Source organism: Citrobacter sp. Cpo071 (genome assembly GCF_030332765.1).
GTDB classification, from domain to species: domain Bacteria; phylum Pseudomonadota; class Gammaproteobacteria; order Enterobacterales; family Enterobacteriaceae; genus Citrobacter; species Citrobacter portucalensis.
Window position 1 is genome coordinate 125179 of the sequence record NZ_JAOWHE010000080.1, and the last position, 18573, is coordinate 143751.

The 18573-nt window shown below is 52.7% G+C and carries 14 protein-coding genes; 5 read left to right on the forward strand and 9 right to left on the reverse strand.

Annotated elements, in window-relative coordinates:
• Nucleotides 1-78: 78 nt before the first annotated feature.
• Entirely contained in the window at nucleotides 79-1377 is a 1299-nt protein-coding gene (rlmD, locus tag OGY09_RS12615) for a 23S rRNA (uracil(1939)-C(5))-methyltransferase RlmD (RefSeq protein WP_008785684.1), read from the reverse strand.
• A 57-nt stretch (nucleotides 1378-1434) separates the two neighbouring features.
• Between rlmD and barA the strand changes: the two genes are divergently transcribed.
• On the forward strand, nucleotides 1435-4191 hold the full coding sequence (gene barA / locus OGY09_RS12620; RefSeq protein WP_032944833.1) for a two-component sensor histidine kinase BarA: 2757 nt from the start codon (nucleotides 1435-1437) through the stop codon (nucleotides 4189-4191).
• Between the two features lie 194 nt (nucleotides 4192-4385).
• Here the strand turns inward: barA and OGY09_RS12625 are convergent, their stop codons facing one another.
• From OGY09_RS12625 to syd, 8 genes are all read right to left on the reverse strand, one after another.
• Nucleotides 4386-5528: a glycerate kinase gene (locus OGY09_RS12625; protein ID WP_032944834.1), complete on the reverse strand. Its 1143-nt coding sequence runs from the start codon at nucleotides 5526-5528 to the stop codon at nucleotides 4386-4388.
• 82 nt (nucleotides 5529-5610) lie between these two features.
• Nucleotides 5611-6951, reverse strand: a complete 1341-nt coding sequence (gene gudD, locus OGY09_RS12630; protein WP_003034111.1) for a glucarate dehydratase — start codon at nucleotides 6949-6951, stop codon at nucleotides 5611-5613.
• A 20-nt stretch (nucleotides 6952-6971) separates the two neighbouring features.
• Complete coding sequence (locus tag OGY09_RS12635) at nucleotides 6972-8312, reverse strand: enolase C-terminal domain-like protein (RefSeq protein WP_008785688.1); 1341 nt, start codon at nucleotides 8310-8312, stop codon at nucleotides 6972-6974.
• Nucleotides 8313-8314: 2 nt separating this feature from the next.
• On the reverse strand, nucleotides 8315-9667 hold the full coding sequence (gudP, locus tag OGY09_RS12640; protein ID WP_275399127.1) for a galactarate/glucarate/glycerate transporter GudP: 1353 nt from the start codon (nucleotides 9665-9667) through the stop codon (nucleotides 8315-8317).
• 342 nt (nucleotides 9668-10009) lie between these two features.
• Entirely contained in the window at nucleotides 10010-10459 is a 450-nt protein-coding gene (locus OGY09_RS12645; protein WP_003825676.1) for a flavodoxin, read from the reverse strand.
• 19 nt (nucleotides 10460-10478) lie between these two features.
• Nucleotides 10479-11261, reverse strand: a complete 783-nt coding sequence (gene truC / locus OGY09_RS12650) for a tRNA pseudouridine(65) synthase TruC (RefSeq protein WP_003825671.1) — start codon at nucleotides 11259-11261, stop codon at nucleotides 10479-10481.
• Complete coding sequence (locus OGY09_RS12655) at nucleotides 11261-11590, reverse strand: YqcC family protein (protein ID WP_003825670.1); 330 nt, start codon at nucleotides 11588-11590, stop codon at nucleotides 11261-11263. Before OGY09_RS12655 ends, truC begins: the two co-directional genes overlap by 1 nt.
• A 632-nt stretch (nucleotides 11591-12222) precedes the next feature.
• Nucleotides 12223-12768 (reverse strand): SecY-interacting protein, encoded by a 546-nt coding sequence (gene syd / locus OGY09_RS12660; protein WP_032944836.1) that lies wholly within the window; start codon nucleotides 12766-12768, stop codon nucleotides 12223-12225.
• Between the two features lie 68 nt (nucleotides 12769-12836).
• Here syd and queF point away from each other — a divergent pair, with 68 nt between their 5' ends.
• The 4 genes from queF to OGY09_RS12680 all read left to right on the forward strand — a co-directional run bounded on the left by queF (nucleotide 12837) and on the right by OGY09_RS12680 (nucleotide 18434).
• A complete protein-coding gene (gene queF, locus OGY09_RS12665; RefSeq protein WP_003825665.1) occupies nucleotides 12837-13685 on the forward strand; it encodes an NADPH-dependent 7-cyano-7-deazaguanine reductase QueF in 849 nt (282 codons plus the stop codon).
• Nucleotides 13686-13798: 113 nt separating this feature from the next.
• Nucleotides 13799-15163, forward strand: coding sequence for a nucleotide 5'-monophosphate nucleosidase PpnN (ppnN, locus tag OGY09_RS12670; protein WP_003034076.1), 1365 nt, complete (start codon nucleotides 13799-13801; stop codon nucleotides 15161-15163).
• A 560-nt stretch (nucleotides 15164-15723) separates the two neighbouring features.
• On the forward strand, nucleotides 15724-17013 hold the full coding sequence (locus OGY09_RS12675; RefSeq protein ID WP_003034073.1) for an HAAAP family serine/threonine permease: 1290 nt from the start codon (nucleotides 15724-15726) through the stop codon (nucleotides 17011-17013).
• 53 nt (nucleotides 17014-17066) lie between these two features.
• Nucleotides 17067-18434, forward strand: a complete 1368-nt coding sequence (locus OGY09_RS12680) for an L-serine ammonia-lyase (protein ID WP_003034070.1) — start codon at nucleotides 17067-17069, stop codon at nucleotides 18432-18434.
• Nucleotides 18435-18573 lie beyond the last annotated feature (139 nt).

Consider the following 18573-nt stretch of genomic DNA (forward strand, 5'->3'; position numbering starts at 1 on the left):
GCCTGTCGAAGTCGACAAGCCCTACCCATTGTCTTTCATGCTGCATTACAACCCGAAATCCAATGGGTACAAAATTCATTACAAACGCTCAAACAGGACCATTGATTCCAGGTGTCCAGTGTGCGGAAACATATCGAGCATCGCCAGTCGCCGTATGGCGTATCCAGCGTTGAGCAAAGCATCGCTGTCACGAGCCAGCGTTGCTGGGTTACAGGATACATAAACAACGCGTATAGGTTCTAATTTTATAATATGTTGCATCACACCTGCAGCCCCCGCACGCGCAGGATCGAGCAATACTTTGTCGAATCCGTTTTTCGCCCACGGCTGTCGGGTAACATCTTCCTCAAGGTTTTCATGAAAGAATGTCACATTGTGTAATCCGTTATTCAGCGCGTTTTCTCGGCCTTTTTCCACCAACGCAGGAACACCTTCTACGCCAACCACGCTTGCTGCCCGAGTTGCCAGCGGTAGGGTAAAATTTCCCATGCCACAGAACAGATCGAGTACACGATCTTCAGGTTGCACATCAAGCCATTCCAGCGCACGGGCGACCATTTGTTGGTTTACCCCTTCATTGACCTGAATAAAATCGCGCGGGCTGAAGGTTAACCGTAGTCCATTTGAATCATACCAGGGCGATTCTTCTGATATTGATTCCAGTATCTCGCTTTGCGGGGCCAGAAACAAAGACAGCCCCTGAGAATGCGAAAAGCATTCCAGTTTTTCTTTATCCGCAGCACTCAATGGCGCCGTGTGGCGCAAAATCATCAGGGTTCCACTTCCCGCCTGCACCAGTTCGACATGGCCAAGATGGCGTAACCCTTGCAGACTTTCCAGACACGCTCTGAGATGGGGCAATAACGCCTCAAGCTGGGGCACCAAAATAGGGCATTGTTTGACATCGATAATGTCGCTGGAACCGGATTTGCGAAACCCCATCTGCAATTTTTGTTCTTTTGGCCGATAGTTCAGACTCAAACGTGCGCGACGACGATAGCCCCACGGTGCATCAGCTATAACATCCGACACCTCACATTTCATTAAACGCGACAACGCTGCGCTTTTGCTACGCTGCTGCAATGAGATGCTGGCATGCTGCTGCTGGCAACCGCCGCACACGCCAAAATGCGGGCAACGTGGCACTTCACGCTGTGGGCTGTCGTTTAAACGTCGTTTTACTTGCGCGCGGGCAAACTGTTTTTTATCTTCGGTAATCACCACCTCGGCGCTTTCCTGGGGTAGCAATTCCGGTATAAACAACGCCTTTCCGTTATGGCGAGCGACGCCCTGACCAAAAGGATCGAGGTCATTGACGGTAACGGTTATGATCTGACGCGTCGTCACGCGTCGTTTTGCAGAGTAGAATTGCGCCATCGACGAGATATTTCTCTATTTAACAGTGTGACCCTAATTGTCCCATAACGGAACTCCATGACCAACTACAGCCTGCGCGCACGCATGATGATTCTGATCCTGGCCCCGACCGTCCTGATAGGTTTGTTGCTCAGTATCTTTTTTGTTGTGCATCGCTATAACGACTTGCAGCGTCAACTGGAAGATGCTGGTGCCAGCATCATTGAACCACTCGCGGTCTCCAGCGAATATGGCATGAACCTGCAAAACAGGGAATCCATCGGCCAGCTTATCAGCGTGCTGCATCGTCGCCATTCCGATATCGTGCGGGCTATTTCTGTTTATGACGAAAATAACCGACTTTTCGTCACTTCTAATTTTCATCTCGATCCGTCTGAAATGCAGTTGGCGACAGGTTCACCGTTTCCCCGGAAGCTGAGCGTCACCCGGCACGGGGATATCATGATCCTGCGAACCCCTATTATATCGGAAAGCTATTCACCGGATGAATCCGCCGTAAGCGACGCCAAAAACACCAAAAATATGCTGGGGTATGTGGCGCTTGAGCTGGACCTTAAGTCCGTACGATTGCAGCAGTACAAAGAGATCTTTATCTCCAGCGTAATGATGCTGTTTTGTATTGGTATTGCGTTAATTTTCGGCTGGCGTCTAATGCGCGACGTGACCGGCCCGATTCGCAATATGGTGAATACCGTTGACCGAATACGTAGAGGACAGCTCGACAGCCGCGTGGAAGGTTTCATGCTGGGCGAGCTGGATATGCTCAAAAATGGTATCAACTCGATGGCGATGTCTCTCGCGGCCTACCATGAAGAGATGCAGCACAACATCGATCAGGCCACCTCTGACCTGCGCGAAACGCTGGAGCAGATGGAAATCCAGAACGTCGAGCTGGATCTGGCGAAGAAACGCGCCCAGGAAGCGGCACGTATTAAGTCTGAGTTTCTGGCAAACATGTCCCACGAGCTGCGAACACCGCTGAATGGCGTGATTGGCTTCACCCGTCTGACGCTAAAAACCGAGCTCAACACCACACAGCGCGATCACCTGAATACCATTGAACGCTCGGCTAACAATCTGCTGGCCATCATCAATGATGTACTCGACTTCTCCAAACTTGAGGCGGGCAAGCTGATTCTGGAAAGCATTCCGTTCCCGCTGCGCAGCACGCTGGATGACGTTGTTACGCTGTTAGCGCATTCATCCCATGATAAAGGGCTTGAGCTGACGCTGAATATTAAGAATGACGTACCGGACAACGTCATCGGTGACCCGTTGCGTTTACAGCAGGTGATCACCAATCTGGTCGGCAATGCCATCAAATTTACCGAGGGCGGTAATATCGATATTCTGGTCGAGAAACGCGCCCTCAGTAACACGAAAGTGCAAATTGAAGTGCAAATCCGCGATACCGGGATCGGTATTCCTGAGCGCGATCAATCCCGTCTGTTCCAGGCTTTCCGTCAGGCGGATGCCAGTATTTCCCGGCGTCATGGCGGAACCGGGCTAGGTCTGGTCATTACGCAAAAACTGGTCAACGAAATGGGTGGAGATATCTCCTTCCACAGCCAACCTAATCGGGGTTCCACGTTCTGGTTCCATATCAGCCTCGATCTCAACCCTAACGTGCTTATTGATCGTTCGACAACCCGATGCCTTGCCGGTAAACGACTGGCCTACGTCGAACCTAACGCCACCGCCGCACAATGCACGTTAGATATCTTGAGTGAAACACCGTTGGAGGTGATTTACAGCCCTTCGTTCTCCGGGTTGCCAGCGGAGCACTACGACATTCTGTTGCTGGGCATTCCGGTCACTTTGCGCGAACCACTCACCATGCAGCATGAGCGGCTGGCAAGCGCAGCAGCGATGACCGACTTCCTGTTGCTAGCCTTGCCTTGTCATGCACAAATTAACGCTGAGAAATTGAAACAGGGCGGCGCGGCGGCGTGTCTGTTGAAACCTCTCACCTCAACCCGCTTACTGCCTGCGCTGACAGAGTATTGTCAGCTAAACCACAGCGCGGATCCGCTGCTGTTAGACGAGAGCAAAATCGCAATGACCGTCATGGCGGTAGACGACAACCCGGCGAACCTCAAGCTGATTGGCGCACTGCTGGAAGACAAGGTCCAGCACGTCGTGCTCTGTGACAGCGGGCATCAGGCGGTGGATCGCGCCAGACAAATGCCGTTTGACCTGATCCTGATGGATATTCAGATGCCAGACATGGACGGCATTCGTGCCTGCGAACTGATCCACCAGCTTCCTCATCAACAGCAGACACCAGTCATTGCGGTCACCGCACACGCCATGGCCGGGCAGAAAGAGAAGCTGCTCAGCGCCGGGATGAACGATTACCTGGCGAAGCCTATCGAGGAAGATAAGCTGCATAATCTGCTGTTACGTTACAAACCGGGCGCAAGCACATCGCTGTGGGCACTCACCGCAGAACCTCTTGAGCCAGTCGTCAATCCGAACACGACGCTCGACTGGCAACTGGCATTAAGGCAAGCCGCGGGTAAGAACGATTTGGCGCGGGATATGCTGCAAATGCTGATCGATTTTCTGCCTGAGGTGCGTAACAAAATCGAAGAGCAACTGGTCGGAGAGAACCCCGAAGGGCTGGTGGATATGATTCACAAGCTGCACGGCAGTTGCGGTTATAGTGGTGTCCCCCGCATGAAAAACCTGTGTCAGCTCATTGAACAACAGCTACGCAGTGGAACCAAAGAAGAAGAGCTGGAACCTGAATTTTTAGAGCTTCTGGATGAAATGGACAACGTTGCACGCGAAGCGAAACGGATATTGGGGTGATATTCGCCGGATGCGGCGTAAACGCCTTATCCGGCCTACAGGTTTCACTGTTTACCGTAGGCCCGATAAGTGTCGTGCATCGGGCACATCGCCGGATGCGGCGTAAACGCCTTATCCGGCCTACAGGTTTCGCTGTTTGCCGTAGGCCCGATAAGCGTCGCGCATCGGGCACATCGACGAATGCGGCTAACAATTCAGCGTAATTGCTGCCCTGCTTTAAGCGTTGCGGCTACGTTTCGCGCCGTCATTCGTACGTTGTCGCTCGCGTTCTTCAGCGCCTCATCCAGGGTACAAATGGAGTAGATGACGCTGAAAACCGCATCCAGCCCATGCTCATGGACCACACCCACATCGGCCGTCAGGCTACCTGCGATACCGATAACCGGCTTGTTGTAACGCTTTGCGACCTTCGCCACGCCAACCGGAACCTTACCGTGAATGGTCTGACTATCAATGCGCCCTTCACCTGTGACCACTAAATCCGCATCCGCAACGCAGGTATCAAGGTGTAACGCATCGGTCACTATCTCAATACCGCAGCGTAACTGTGCGCCGCAAAACGCATACAGTGCCGCCCCCATACCACCCGCCGCACCACCACCGGCCAGATCCAGCACGTTGACGTCCAGATCGCGGGCAATGAGTTGCGCATAGTGCGTGAGCGCCCGATCCAGGCGGGTAATCATCTCCGGCGTAGCCCCTTTTTGCGGACCAAAAACCGCAGATGCGCCCTCTTTTCCAGTCAACGGGTTGGTCACATCGCAAGCCACTTCAATACGGCACCCGGCAAGACGGCTGTCTAACTGAGAAATATCAATCCGGGACAGAGATTCCAGACCGATTCCGCCTTGCGCAATTTCGTTATTTTGCGCATCCAGCAATTTTGCTCCCAGCGCTTGCACCATCCCGGAACCGCCATCATTGGTGGCGCTACCGCCAATCCCAATGATGATATGCTCAACGCCAGCGTCCAGCGCATGACGGATTAACTCCCCGGTTCCCCAGGAGGTGGTTTTCAGCGGATCGCGTAGCCTCGCAGGAACTTGTTCCAGTCCGCTGGCGGCCGCCATTTCGATAAACGCCGAGCGCTCATCACCAGATAAACCATAAAATGCCTGAATTGTGTTGCCCAAAGGGCCGGTAACATCAACATGCACAAGGTGACCTTGCGTTGCGGCAACCATCGCTTCGACCGTTCCTTCACCGCCATCTGCAACCGGGATCTTCATGTAATCCGCATCGGGCCAGATCTCACGAAACCCCTGCTCTATAGCCGTTGCCACCTCAAGCGCACTCAAACTTTCCTTATAGGAATCGGGTGCGATTACTATTTTCATAAAGCATCCTTACGCATGTTGATTATGTTAAGCATACACCAGGAGCAAAACCGCTCACTCTATAGGAGCGGTCCTGGATCACTTAGCGAACCATGCACGGACGCTTATTATCAAACGTCCAGTTCGGGATAAGATACTGCATACCCATCGCATCATCACGCGCACCCAGTCCATGTTGCTGGTACAGCTCATGCGCTTTCATGACCTGATCCATATCCAGCTCCACGCCCAGACCCGGTTTTGCCGGAACCTGCACCATGCCGCCTTTGATTTCAAACGGCTCTTTGGTCAAGCGCTGGTTGCCTTCCTGCCAGATCCAGTGGGTGTCGATAGCGGTAATTTTTCCTGGAGCCGCCGCCGCAACATGCGTAAACATCGCCAGCGAAATATCAAAGTGGTTGTTAGAGTGCGATCCCCAGGTCAGCCCGAACTCATGGCACATCTGCGCCACACGGACAGAACCCTGCATAGTCCAGAAGTGCGGGTCCGCCAGTGGGATATCCACAGACTGCAACGACAGCGTATGCCCCATCTGACGCCAGTCGGTGGCGATCATGTTGGTGGCGGTCGGCAGACCGGTGGCGCGGCGGAACTCCGCCATCACTTCACGACCAGAGAAGCCCTGCTCGGCACCGCACGGATCTTCCGCATAGGCCAGAGAACCCTTCAGATATTTGCCGATCTTAATCGCTTCATTTAGCGACCACGCGCCGTTCGGATCCAGCGTGACGCGGGCCTGCGGGAAACGCTTCGCCAGCGCAACGATAGATTCTGCTTCCTCTTCCCCAGCCAGCACACCGCCTTTCAGTTTAAAGTCGTTGAAACCATACTTCTCATACGCGGCTTCCGCCAGGCGTACTACCGCATCCGGGGTCATCGCTTCTTCATGACGCAGACGATACCAGTCGCATTTTTCATCCGGCTGACTCTGGTACGGCAGCGGCGTTGCCTTACGGTTACCCACGAAGAACAGGTAACCCAACATTTCAACTTCGCTACGCTGCTGGCCATCCCCCAGCAAAGAGGCGACGTTTACGCCCAGATGCTGACCTAACAGATCCAACATGGCCGCTTCGATCCCTGTAACCACATGAATAGTGGTACGTAAATCGAAGGTCTGCAAACCGCGACCGCCCGCATCACGATCGGCAAAAGTATTGCGTACTGCATTCAGCACATTTTTATATTCGCCTAACGTTTTGCCTACCACCAACGGGATCGCATCTTCCAGCGTTTTGCGGATTTTTTCGCCGCCGGGAATTTCACCCACGCCGGTATGACCGGAGTTATCTTTAATAATCACAATATTGCGCGTGAAGAACGGAGCATGTGCGCCGCTCAGGTTCATCAACATACTGTCATGACCCGCAACCGGAATAACCTGCATAGAGGTAACCAATGGGGTAGAAAATTGTGCGCTCATAATTAAGTCCTTATTCAAAATTAGTGGCGGCCGAAAACGGGACGTTTACGGTCAAAAGTCCATCCGGGGATCAGATACTGCATTGGGCCTGCGTCATTACGCGCGCCGCCGGGCAGCGCCTTATAGGCTTCATGCGCTTTCTGTACCTGATCCCAGTCCAGTTCCACGCCCAGACCGGGCGCATCGGGTACCGCAATTTTTCCGTTTTTAATCTCCAGCGGATTTTTGGTCAGGCGGCAATCGCCCTCCTGCCAGATCCAGTGGGTATCAATAGCCGTTGGATTACCCGGTGCAGCCGCACCAACGTGGGTAAACATCGCCAGCGAAATATCAAAATGATTGTTAGAATGGCAGCCCCAGGTCAGGCCCCAGTCGTCGCATAACTGTGCCACGCGTACCGCGCCAGAAAGGGTCCAGAAGTGCGGATCGGCCAGCGGAATATCAACTGAATTCAGCATCACCGCATGGCCCATTTCACGCCAGTTGGTGGCTATCATGTTCGTTGCTACCGGCAGACCGGTTGCACGGCGGAACTCGGCCATCACTTCGCGGCCAGAAAAACCCTGTTCGGCACCGCACGGATCTTCGGCGTAGGTCAGAACATCGTTCAGCCCTTTACACAGGGAGATGGCTTCATCCAGCAGCCAGGCACCGTTGGGATCAACCGTAATACGCGCATCCGGGAAGCATTTTTTCAGCGCACGAGCGGTGTCGATTTCCTGCTCGCCAGGCAGTACACCACCTTTGAGTTTGAAATCTTTAAAGCCGTAGCGATCCTGCGAAGCCTGAGCCAGACGTACCACTGCCTCACTGTTCATCGCTTGCTGATGACGCAGGTGATACCACTCATGGTTTCCCGACGTACTTTCCAGATACGGTAAATCGGTCTTTGTGCGATCGCCCACGTAGAACAGATAACCGAGTACGGTGACCGCATCGCGCTGCTTGCCCGGCCCTAACAGTTCACAAACCGGCACGTTCAGCGCCTTACCCAGCAGGTCGAGCAATGCGGCTTCCAGCGCCGCTACCGCATTGACCCGTAGTTCAAAGGTCCAGGCGCCTTTGCCAAAGGTGTCAAAATCAGCGGCCTGGTTGCCTTTATGCACCTGCTGCACCACCTTATTCAGGCGCGCCACTTCCTGGCCCAACACCTGCGGAATCGCATCCACCAGCGTCTGATAAATCACTTCGCCACCAGGCGCTTCACCGACACCGGTGTTTCCGGCATTATCGGTGAGCACCACGATATTACGAGTAAAGTATGCGTTATGCGCGCCGCCAATATTGAGCAGCATGCTGTCATGACCTGCCACCGGGATGACCTTCATATCGGTAATAACGGGACTCGATTGTGTTGTCATCATCATTGTCCTGCGACAGGTTTCAGTTCGATACGTTTAATATCGCCCACCAGCACCAGATAGCTCACCACCGCAATCAGCGCATGTACCCCGACGTAAATCAACGCGCCGTTAAACGAGCCGGTAGTCCCGACGATGTAGCCGATAGCAATTGGCGTGACAATGCCGGAGATGTTGCCAAACATGTTGAACAAACCGCCGCTCAGACCGCTGATCTCTTTAGGTGCGGTATCAGCCATCACCGCCCATCCCAGCGCAACGATACCTTTGCCGAAGAAGGCCAACGCCATAAAGCCAATGATCATCCACTCGACGTTGACGTAGTTACAGAACACCATCACCATCGATAGCAGCATCCCCATGACGATTGGCGTTTTACGGGCGATATTCAGCGAACCGGTACGGCGCATCAGCCAGTCGGAAATAATGCCGCCGAGCACGCCGCCGGCGAATCCGCAAATGGCCGGAACCGAAGCAACAAAACCGGCTTTCAAAATCGACATACCGCGAGCCTGCACCAGATAAACCGGGAACCAGGTGATAAAGAAGTAGGTCAGCGCGTTAATGCAGTATTGGCCGATGTAAATCCCGATCATCATCCGTGAACCCAGCAGCTGTTTGATTTGCCCCCACTTCACGCTAAACGGCACTTTTGTTTTGGCTGCCGCCTGATCCATGTTGATCAGCGCCCCACCTTCGGCAATGTACTCCAGCTCTTTTTGGTTTACGCCTGGATGCTGGTTAGGTTCATGAATCACCTTCAGCCAGACGAAGCTGATAACAATCCCAAGACCGCCCATAAAGAAGAACACGTGCGACCAACCCACTTCGTGGGTCAGCCAACCCATGATTGGCGCAAAGATAACAGTGGCAAAGTATTGCGCAGAGTTAAAGATAGCGACCGCTGTGCCCCTTTCCTGTGCCGGGAACCACGCCGCCACAATACGACTGTTGCCGGGGAAAGAGGGCGCTTCAGCTAAACCAACGAGGAAGCGCAAAGTAAACAGCGCAACGATAATGCCGAAACCACTGAAGATATCGACAAAACCCTGCAACAGGGTAAACATGGACCAAATAAAGATGGACCAGAAATAAACGCGTTTTGAACCAAAGCGGTCGAGCAACCAGCCGCCGGGGATCTGGCCGATAACATAGGCCCATGAGAAAGCGGAGAATACATACCCCATCCCTACCGCATCCAGACCAATGTCTTTGGCCATCTCCGAACCAGCAATGGATAAGGTGGCGCGATCGCCGTAGTTGAAGGATGTGACGATAAACAGCATCACCACTATCCAGTAGCGAGCGTTAGTGCGTTTTTCCGCGCTGCTCGCCGCCTGACTTAATGAACTCATTGTTGCACTCCTGAATCCTGGCTTTCGCCAGTTCATTCTGTACAGCACCTGTAGGGTGATCAGAATGAGAGGTTAGTGTGTGGCAGTGTTGGTACAGCTCAGGGCCGTTTTATTCTGACTCGCTGCCATTCCGGGAACTGACGGGAAAAGTATATGAAGGAGTGCCACTGACCCTCACCGTGCATGAACACAACATTAGGGAGGCAGTGAGAAGTTGTTTGGGGCATAAGCCCAAAGTAGTGGAAGTTAGTTCACGTAATTGGGGTTTTATTGCCGGGTGGCGGCTTCGCCTGACCCGGCCTACGGTTCAAATGAGGGGTGCATGCCCGTACGGGCGGGGGGTTATTTAAGCAAGGTTCCCCAGTTTTCTACCCAGGGATTGGATTCGCTTTCCGGTTCAGGATGCTCGCTGGCATCAATCAGCAGCATTTCTCCTACACGGTGGGCGCTTTGTTCCTGCAACAAGGCATCGAACTGTTTGCCGCCATTGCAGAAATTAACGTAGCTACTGTCGCCCAGCCCAATTACCCCGTAATGCAGATTTGGCTGGAAACCGAGATTATCTTTGATCCCCTGAAACAGCGGCACGATGCTATCCGGCAGATCGCCCTGCCCGGTCGTGGAAGTCACCACCAGTACATATTTATCCTGATATGCCTGCCAGTCGCTAAGCTCCGGATCTTCGAACACCGTAGCTTTATGACCCTGCGCCGTCAAAATAGCTTCGGCCTCTTCGGCAACCAGCAGCGCGTTTCCGTACATCGTGCCGACAAAAATTCCAATTTCCGCCATAACCGTAATCTCCTGGGACTTAAGAATCTATCTGCTCATCCTGACCTGACAGCCCGCTGAACTCAACCCTTTCATTCTCAGGGAGAAGTCCACGCCAGCCAAACTGTGATAACGCCTGCATCCAGACGTCATCCAGTCCGGCGCGAATAACCAGCGGTTCGCCGGTGAAAGGATGGGTCAGCGCAAGCTGGCTGGCATGCAGCATCAATCTCTGGCAACCGAAATGCTCTGCGGCGCTGCGGTTTTGCCGCAAATCACCGTGCTTGCTGTCGCCGATAATCGGATGGCGCAAGTGCGCCAGATGGCGTCTGAGCTGGTGCTTGCGACCGGTTTTAGGATCCAGCTCCACCAGCCCGTAACGGGTAGTCGGATAACGCCCGGTCGCTACCGGCATTTCTACCGTTGCCAGGCCACGATAATGGGTGACAGCAGGCTGCGGGCCTTTATCATCGCGGGCAAACTTATCGGCAATCTTATCCAGCTCTTCGACCAGCGGGTAATCCAGCACGGCATCATCCATCAGCCAGCCACGCACAATCGCATGATAGCGTTTCTGAATTTGATGATGTTCAAACTGCTGGGACAGCAAACGTCCGGCTTCGCTGGACAGTCCCATCAGCAGCACGCCGGAGGTTGGTCTGTCGAGTCGATGGGCGGTAAATACGTGCTGACCAATTTGGTCGCGCACCGTTTGCATCACCACCACTTTCTCATCCCGGTCGAGCCAACTGCGGTGAACCAACCAGCCCGAAGGTTTATTGACGGCGACCAGCCATTCGTCCTGATAAAGAATTTCCAGCATCAGGCGTTATCACTTGTAAACAGCGCATCCAGCTCCTGCAATGCCGCCAGAAGAATGTCGCGTTGCGGGTGATCGGCTGCCAGCGCCATTTCGTAATACGGTGCGACGGCAAAAGCCTGCGGAAGCGGCTGCGCGTTATCAATCAACGTATGCATGCGGGGAATCAACACCCACTGCAGCCACTCGACCGGTTCCATGGTATCCATACAAAAAGGCTGCGTACTGGTAAACAGATGCTCTGCTGGCTCATCCATCCGCCAGTGATGATGTTCACGCAGTAGCGCTTCAAGTGCGTGTAACTGCTGGCGCACACGGTCATGAGTCGTCATGAAATTAACCTCAATGATGAAAAAATCTGGCGCGAAGAATAGCACTAGTGAAGGGAAATAAAAAAAGGGAGCACTGTAAAAACAGTGCTCCCGGTTCGTTTCGCAGCATTCCAGCTACTTTTAGTGCTCCCTGCTCATCCTTGACAACTTTTCCTGTGGTCTTGCGACCGTGTTCATCCTGAACTTCTGCATCCTGCTCACATCACCCCGATGTGAAAACTTCATCCTGAAGTATCCTAGCCATCCAGACCCGCCGAACATCCTGACCGGCTCTCATTCTCCATCCTGGAGGTGTCCTTTAACGCATCCAGCGTCTTCCTCTTTGCTTCGTCCTGAAGCCTGTCCTTGCAACACCGTCCTGGTGTGTCCTGGCGAAGAGCCATCATCCTGATGTTCTCTTCGTTGTGCGACTCCTTGTCGACAGATATAGAATCGCCTGTTTCGCTTTGTCTTACAAGATGCTTACAGGCTTACCCTTACGATTATTTTCGTATGAAAGTTGACAATAAAACACTAACCAATTGAATAATAATAAATTATTATTTTATCAATTCATTAAGTCTTTACTTATCACCTGGCAATGTCCTACAGGGTTTGTAAGAGATCTCTCACAAGATTCAGGGCAAACTGGATTACAGAACTGGCTTAAGTTGAGTGAGGAATTCCGCAAGTGAGGCCGCCAGCACCGTTCGTTTACGGGTTCCCAGCGTTTCTTTGCACACTTCACCGGACAGATTGCACACCGAAATGACGTCAAGCTCATTATCTTGTGTGGCAATAAAAAGCGTAGGTGATAGCTTGAGGCGCTTTTGCGTTACCAGATGACCAATCAGGTTTTCCTGAACGCGCCTGAAGTCATCTTCACTCCAGGTTTGCAGCAGCGTGAGCTTTTCATCCGCAAACTGCGCGTGCATATCACCAGCAAACTGGGTGGTGTAAAAAGCGTGAACAGCAGGTTGTACCACAATATCAAAAGCCCGTTCAACCGCATTGAGGTTATTTTCGCCGACAAAAGGTTGAGGCTGCCAAAATACCGCATCGTCTGTGGAAGAAATGATACACGGAGAAGGTACGCCATACAGCTCTTCGCTGAGCGGCCAACTGTTGTTTTTTTCATGCCATGCGTCGCAATAACGCGTCGTAAAGGCTATCAACGCCTGCGCTGTCAATTCGTCCACTGATTTCTCTCTTCACAAAAGCCAGGATACACTTGTCGCATAGTGTATCTGGTTTATGACGGTGAAACATGTCCTCTTATGAAAATCATCAGGCGCTTAACGGCCTGACACTCGGTAAATCAACGGATTACCGAGACAATTACGATGCAAGTCTGTTGCAGGGCGTTCCGCGCAGCCTGAATCGCGACCCGCTGGATTTAAAGGCCGATAACTTGCCTTTTCACGGTGCGGATATCTGGACGCTATATGAACTGTCGTGGCTGAATGCCAACGGCTTACCGCAGGTTGCGGTCGGTCATGTGGAGCTGGATTACACCAGCGTAAATCTGATTGAGTCGAAAAGCTTTAAGCTTTACCTGAACAGTTTTAACCAGACGCGTTTTGATTCCTGGGACGCGGTACGCCAGACGCTGGAAAACGATCTGCGCGCCTGCGCTCAGGGCGATGTCAGCGTGGCGCTGTACCGCCTTGACGAACTGGAAGGGCAGCCGATAGCCCACTTTAATGGGACCTGTATCGACAATCAGGATATCGTCATCGACAACTATCAGTTCAGCACTGCGTATCTGGAAAATGCCGTGAGCGGTGAAAAGGCAGTCGAAGAGACGCTGGTCAGCCATCTACTGAAATCCAACTGTCTGATCACCCACCAGCCCGACTGGGGCTCCATACAAATTCAGTATCGCGGACGCAAAATCGACAGAGAGAAGCTGCTGCGTTATCTGGTCTCCTTCCGCCACCATAATGAATTTCATGAGCAGTGCGTGGAACGTATTTTCAATGACATTCTGCGCTTCTGCCAGCCAGAGAAACTGAGCGTCTATGCACGCTACACGCGACGTGGCGGCCTGGACATTAACCCATGGCGCACCAACACCGATTTCACTCCGGCAACCGGTCGTCTGGTACGTCAGTAATCTTTTTTCTCAATTTTGCGTGCCGGATTCCGCGCACAAGGTTGTGAAAGGTCATAAGCCAGGGCTATTGTAATCAATAGGGAATGACGTGTTGCGTCCCATAAGGAGTTTACTTGATTACACATATTAGCCCGCTTGGCTCAATGGACATGTTGTCGCAGCTGGAAGTCGATATGCTTAAACGCACGGCCAGCAGCGACCTGTATCAACTGTTTCGTAACTGTTCGCTTGCCGTTCTGAACTCCGGCAGTTTGACCGACAACAGTAAAGAACTGCTGTCCCGCTTTGAAAGTTTCGATATTAACGTACTGCGCCGCGAACGGGGCGTGAAGCTGGAACTGATCAATCCACCTGAAGATGCGTTTGTTGATGGACGCATTATTCGTGCGCTACAGGCTAACCTGTTTGCCGTACTGCGCGACATTCTGTTCGTCAATGGCCAGATCCATAACGCCGGTCGTTTTCAGCATCTGGATCTCGAAAGCTCGGTGCATATTACCAACCTCGTATTCTCGATCCTGCGTAATGCCCGGGCGCTGCACGTCGGTGAAGCGCCGAACATGGTCGTCTGCTGGGGCGGTCACTCAATCAACGAAAATGAGTACCTGTATGCCCGTCGCGTCGGCACCCAACTGGGCCTGCGCGAACTGAACATCTGTACCGGCTGCGGTCCGGGGGCGATGGAAGCGCCAATGAAAGGCGCTGCGGTCGGCCACGCCCAGCAGCGATACAAAGACAGCCGCTTTATTGGCATGACCGAACCGTCAATCATCGCCGCTGAACCGCCTAACCCGCTGGTAAACGAACTGATCATCATGCCGGACATTGAAAAACGTCTGGAAGCGTTCGTGCGTATCGCCCACGGTATTATCATCTTCCCGGGTGGCGTAGGGACAGCAGAAGAGCTGCTGTATCTGCTGGGGATCCTGATGAATCCGGCCAACAAAGATCAGGTTCTACCGCTGATCCTGACCGGACCAAAAGAGAGTGCGGATTACTTCCGCGTGCTGGACGAATTTATCGTGCACACGCTAGGGGAAGATGCGCGTCGCCACTATCGCATTATCATTGACGATGCGGCCGAAGTGGCGCGTCTGATGAAAAAAGCGATGCCGCTGGTGAAAGAAAACCGTCGCGACACAGGAGATGCTTACAGTTTTAACTGGTCGATTCGTATCGCGCCCGATCTGCAGATGCCGTTCGAGCCGTCCCATGAAAACATGGCCAACCTGAAGCTGTACCCGGATCAACCCGTTGAAGTATTGGCCGCCGATTTACGTCGTGCATTCTCCGGTATTGTGGCAGGTAACGTGAAGGAAGTCGGGATCCGCGCTATTGAAGAGTTTGGCCCGTACAAAATCCACGGTGACCGCGAAATGATGCGCCGCATGGACGATCTCCTGCAGGGCTTTGTTGCACAACATCGTATGAAGTTACCGGGCACTGCGTACATCCCTTGCTACGAGATCTGCGCCTGACCTTCAACACCCGCTAGCAGCGCTATAGCGGTGACAGTTTTGTCCATATCAAAGCCGGGTTTGGCGCACTTGCTTCCCGGCTTTTTTTAGTGATACCAGTCACATAGCCCCGACAATCATATAAATACCAGTGATGATTCATTAAAAACAGCGCGTCACGCAAACGATTACCTTGAAAAACCAACCGTGATTTATCTTAGAAAATTATTATTAGTCGCCGAAATCATCTAAAAACAACAGTTTTTACAGCTGAACACGCCTATCTTCGCGCCTTCGCTTTCATGAGATATGTCGTTAATGTTAGCCTTCGCGCCCGTAAATTCGCTTTGACTATTTTTTAACAGATTAATGGCCCAAATTTATCCACATAAAAGGTGGATTATTGCATTTGGGATCCCGATCACTGATACATTCATTACTAAAATGTATCTTTCCGCCCGAAAATTATTACGGCGAAAAATTATATAAAAATCGCTCAACGAATTTCGATTTACAGTCGGGTACTTTCTCATTGGATTGACCCCAAACCCGACTTTTTAAGCTTCCTCCAGGAGAAATAGATGGAAAACACTCAAACCAGCACTATCGTTACGGGCCAGACCCGCAGCGCATGGCGCAAAACAGACACCATGTGGATGCTGGGCCTTTACGGCACGGCGATTGGGGCGGGTGTATTGTTCCTGCCGATTAACGCAGGCGTAGGCGGTATGATCCCGCTGATCATCATGGCGATCCTTGCCTTCCCAATGACCTTCTTTGCACACCGCGGTCTGACTCGCTTTGTGCTGTCCGGTAAAAATCCGGGTGAAGACATCACCGAAGTTGTAGAAGAACACTTTGGTGTTGGTGCAGGTAAACTGATTACCCTGCTCTACTTCTTCGCTATCTACCCGATTCTGTTGGTTTACAGCGTAGCAATCACCAACACGGTTGAAAGCTTCCTGACCCACCAGCTGGCGATTACGCCGCCGCCGCGCGCAATCCTGTCACTGATCCTGATTGTCGGCATGATGACCATCGTGCGCTTCGGTGAGCAGATGATCGTTAAGGCGATGAGCATCCTGGTATTCCCGTTCGTTGCGGCTCTGATGCTGCTGGCGCTGTACCTGATCCCTCAGTGGAGCGGTGCGATTCTGGAAACCATGTCTTTTGACTCTGCGGCAACCACCGGCAACGGCCTGCTGTTGACCCTGTGGCTGGCAATTCCGGTAATGGTGTTCTCCTTCAACCACTCCCCGATCATCTCCTCCTTCGCCGTGGCGAAGCGTGAAGAGTACGGTGATGAAGCAGAGAAAAAATGCTCCAAGATTCTGGCATTCGCTCACATCATGATGGTACTGACCGTTATGTTCTTCGTCTTCAGCTGCGTGTTCAGCCTGACTCCGGCGGACCTGGCAGCAGCGAAAGAGCAGAACATCTCGATTCTGTCTTACCTGGCGAACCACTTTAACGCGCCGATTATTGCCTGGATGGCACCGATCATCGCGATTATCGCTATCACCAAATCCTTCCTGGGCCACTACCTGGGCGCACGTGAAGGCTTCAATGGTATGGTGATTAAGTCTCTGCGTGGCAAAGGCAAATCCATCGAAATCAACAAACTGAACAAAATCACTGCGCTGTTCATGCTGGTAACCACCTGGATTGTGGCGACGCTGAACCCAAGCATCCTCGGCATGATTGAGACCCTGGGTGGCCCAATCATCGCGATGATTCTGTTCCTGATGCCGATGTATGCCATTCAGAAAGTACCGGCAATGCGTAAGTACAGCGGCCATATCAGCAACGTCTTCGTTGTGATTATGGGCCTGATCGCTATCTCCGCTATTTTCTACTCTCTGTTCAGTTAATTCCCCTGCGCCGCTCCTCGGGGCGGCGCACCTCGATACACAATGGACGCCTCATGATTAGCGTATTCGATATTTTCAAAATCGGCATTGGCCCTTCCAGCTCCCACACTGTTGGCCCGATGAAAGCAGGCAAACAATTCACGGATGACCTGATTGCACGCGGAATTCTCACTGACGTAACCCGCGTAGTGGTTGATGTCTATGGCTCTTTATCTCTGACGGGGAAAGGTCACCATACCGACATCGCGATTATTATGGGCCTGGCGGGTAATCTGCCGGATACCGTAGACATTGATGCCATTCCGTCCTTTATCCAGGATGTGAATACTCATGGGCGTTTGCTGCTGGCAGACGGTCAACATGAGGTCGAGTTCCCGGTCGACAAGTGCATGAATTTCCATGCGGACAATCTGTCCCTGCACGAAAACGGGATGCGCATTACCGCACTGGCGGGCGAAAAGGCCATTTACAGCCAGACTTACTATTCCATTGGCGGTGGGTTCATCGTTGATGAAGAACATTTTGGTTTACCGAACAACTCTCCGGTAAACGTGCCATATCCGTATAAATCCGCAGCTGATTTGCAACGTCATTGCCAGGAAACCGGCCTGTCACTTTCCGGTCTGATGATGCAAAACGAACTGGCGCTGCACAGCAAAGAAGAGCTGGAACAGCACTTTGCTAACGTCTGGGAAGTGATGCGTAGCGGGATTGAACGCGGCATCACCACCGAAGGTGTATTGCCGGGCAAACTGCGCGTTCCGCGTCGTGCTGCTGCGCTGCGTCGCATGCTGGTCAGCAGCGACAAAACCACCACCGACCCGATGGCGGTTGTTGACTGGATCAACATGTTCGCGCTGGCCGTGAACGAAGAAAACGCAGCCGGTGGACGCGTGGTGACTGCACCAACCAACGGTGCATGCGGGATTGTTCCTGCCGTACTGGCGTATTACGACAAGTTTATCCGTGAAGTGAACGCTAACTCGCTGGCACGCTACATGCTGGTCGCGAGCGCCATTGGTTCACTGTACAAGATGAACGCCTCTATCTCTGGTGCCGAAGTCGGCTGTCAGGGTGAAGTTGGCGTCGCCTGCTCCATGGCAGCGGCTGGTCTGGCTGAACTGCTGGGTGGTAGCCCAATGCAGGTGTGCATCGCGGCAGAAATCGGTATGGAACACAACCTGGGTCTGACCTGCGACCCGGTTGCCGGCCAGGTTCAGGTACCGTGCATTGAGCGTAATGCCATTGCTTCGGTTAAAGCGGTGAACGCTGCACGTATGGCGCTGCGCCGTACCAGTGAACCACGCGTGTGCCTCGATAAAGTTATCGAGACCATGTACGAAACCGGTAAAGACATGAACGCCAAATACCGCGAAACCTCTCGTGGTGGTCTGGCGATGAAGATTGTCACCTGCGATTAATTCTCAGCACATTTTCGTATCTGTAGGCCGGATAAGGCGCTCGCCGCATCCGGCTTTTATTGCCTGATGGCGCTTCGCTTATCAGGCTTACGGATAGCGCTCTTTCGCAATGCTCGTCTCCACTCGTCGTGAATGTTAC

Excerpts from the sequence above, each read along its gene's own strand:
- barA (WP_032944833.1), top strand. The coding sequence starts at position 1,435 with ATGACCAACTACAGCCTGCGCGCACGCATGATGATTCTGATCCTGGCC.
- truC (WP_003825671.1), bottom strand. The coding sequence starts at position 11,261 with ATGCTGGAAATTCTTTATCAGGACGAATGGCTGGTCGCCGTCAATAAA.
- queF (WP_003825665.1), top strand. The coding sequence starts at position 12,837 with ATGTCCTCTTATGAAAATCATCAGGCGCTTAACGGCCTGACACTCGGT.
- OGY09_RS12635 (WP_008785688.1), bottom strand. The coding sequence starts at position 8,312 with ATGACAACACAATCGAGTCCCGTTATTACCGATATGAAGGTCATCCCG.
- gudP (WP_275399127.1), bottom strand. The coding sequence starts at position 9,667 with ATGAGTTCATTAAGTCAGGCGGCGAGCAGCGCGGAAAAACGCACTAAC.
- OGY09_RS12675 (WP_003034073.1), top strand. The coding sequence starts at position 15,724 with ATGGAAAACACTCAAACCAGCACTATCGTTACGGGCCAGACCCGCAGC.
- rlmD (WP_008785684.1), bottom strand. The coding sequence starts at position 1,377 with ATGGCGCAATTCTACTCTGCAAAACGACGCGTGACGACGCGTCAGATC.
- gudD (WP_003034111.1), bottom strand. The coding sequence starts at position 6,951 with ATGAGCGCACAATTTTCTACCCCATTGGTTACCTCTATGCAGGTTATT.
- OGY09_RS12625 (WP_032944834.1), bottom strand. The coding sequence starts at position 5,528 with ATGAAAATAGTAATCGCACCCGATTCCTATAAGGAAAGTTTGAGTGCG.
- OGY09_RS12655 (WP_003825670.1), bottom strand. The coding sequence starts at position 11,590 with ATGACGACTCATGACCGTGTGCGCCAGCAGTTACACGCACTTGAAGCG.
- OGY09_RS12645 (WP_003825676.1), bottom strand. The coding sequence starts at position 10,459 with ATGGCGGAAATTGGAATTTTTGTCGGCACGATGTACGGAAACGCGCTG.
- OGY09_RS12680 (WP_003034070.1), top strand. The coding sequence starts at position 17,067 with ATGATTAGCGTATTCGATATTTTCAAAATCGGCATTGGCCCTTCCAGC.